Origin of the sequence: Paenibacillus sp. VTT E-133291 (assembly GCF_002264395.1) — a bacterium.
GTDB classification, from domain to species: domain Bacteria; phylum Bacillota; class Bacilli; order Paenibacillales; family Paenibacillaceae; genus Paenibacillus_AQ; species Paenibacillus_AQ nitricinens.
Genome location: NZ_NFVA01000201.1, coordinates 1 through 1,693 on the forward strand (window position 1 = coordinate 1; position 1,693 = coordinate 1,693).

Annotated in this window: 2 protein-coding genes; both read right to left on the reverse strand. The window is 36.6% G+C overall.

What is annotated here, in order from left to right:
- Window positions 1–770: 770 nt before the first annotated feature.
- On the reverse strand, window positions 771–1,199 hold the full coding sequence (locus tag CA598_RS31510; protein WP_094879048.1) for an SMI1/KNR4 family protein: 429 nt from the start codon (window positions 1,197–1,199) through the stop codon (window positions 771–773).
- A gap of 2 nt (window positions 1,200–1,201) precedes the next feature.
- Window positions 1,202–1,693, reverse strand: a 492-nt coding sequence (locus CA598_RS31515) for an HNH endonuclease (RefSeq protein WP_179283826.1), incomplete at its 5' end; no start/stop codon positions are given.

Consider the following 1,693-nt stretch of genomic DNA (forward strand, 5'->3'; position numbering starts at 1 on the left):
AACCTTCAAAATCCTTCCACGACAACGCCTGGCCTTGCTGAACTAGATCCCGTACTTCATCCATGGATAATATCGTAGCTTTTTTATCACCACAGGCTGAATGTATAAATCGTCAAAGCAAACAATAACAGCATTATCAAGTTACGCTTATTCTCATTCATAAACCTCCCAACTCCATCGGGATCTTCCCAACATTGAAAGGCACACCTTCTGGTGCGTTTAAAAATGGCTTGAATTTCGGGAGTTCAGCTAAGTGCTCGGAATTCTAATTAGTTAACTTACCTTTATATGTTGACTGGTCGCCATCAGATTTCTTTCCTGCACCGTCATCATCTTTGCAAGTGTCAGTTATGTTACGGACAAAGTGCTACTCTTTGCATAACAACATTACTATAGTTGTCGTTCTATCCATCTTGAAAGTTTCGTTTTTTTATTTCTCAGTATTACTATCGTTATATGGTATTTTGCAGTTGCTAGTAATTTCGAAAAAACCGCAGATAACAAAGGTAACAAAAAACAGGTCAATCATGGTGGTATCTGACCATAATCGACCTGTTCAATGTAACGGAATCCGCTATTTGGGTTATAAAAATAAAGCCTTTAATGTTCGTACAATCAAAATGACCAAATCTTTATACGGGTATTACATGGGTTAAGTCTGCTTAGGCTCAGCCGCCCGACTTATTCGGCACTGGGTAGGATCTATTCATCAACAACCTAAATAGGATAAAAGACCACAGTAAGGGCGGTATTTCTCGTATTAACAATCCTTAATATAAATTTTCAAAAAAATCGTTAAAACTGTTTTTCAAAAAAAACATATTTTCCATCTCTTCATCTGACTCCATGTCATGCATCCAAAAATATATTTTTCCAAAGTATTTCTCACTAATTCCAATACAAATCTCGTTTCCTCCTGGATCACTAGCAATCGAAATAAATCCCTCAGGTAGCTCACCATCTAAAACCTCAAACACCTTAGCCAAATTCCCCTTCATATCACCGATCCCGTAAAATTTATTTACGACACTTTCACCCTCTTCATCAGAAATCTTAAATGTAGATGTTTCAGGATAGCCTCCATTATATTTAAGCAAAAAATCAATATACTGTTCAGGAAGCTTAAGAACATATTTACCTTCAAATTCACGAATTTCATTTATAGTTATTTTCTCATTTGCTCGATCCATATTCGCCATGGTTATTCTCCTTTTTTATTTTTTCCATTTACTGTAGACTGACCACCGATATGTCTAAACTCTCTATGAATATCTTCATCAACAAGAATCATTGTCTTTCCATCTTCATGATGATGCCACGAATAACCTTCAGGAGGTTTATTACTTGCTGGCACAGGCGGATCAGAATCCTTATTAAGCCCTGCTTCTAAATTAGCTTTTTTGAAGTCTTCTTGAGGGTTCTTAGGTACAGTAACTTCAATTGGTACTGGTTTAACAGTAGGGTGGTAATATGCTGAAAAGTCAGGATACCCATTAGGATAACTAACCGATATCCCTTCTTTATTAGTATAAGTCCAAGTCCCACTCTTATCTAACAAAATAGTACCGCCTTTATCATACCACTTTTTAGGAACAGGTGAGTTCATAGGCTTGGTATTCATTATTTCATCTGTAAAATCTGACAGTTCTAACTTCCCTGTCTTTTTACCCGTCCCCTCAATCTTACCACCTTT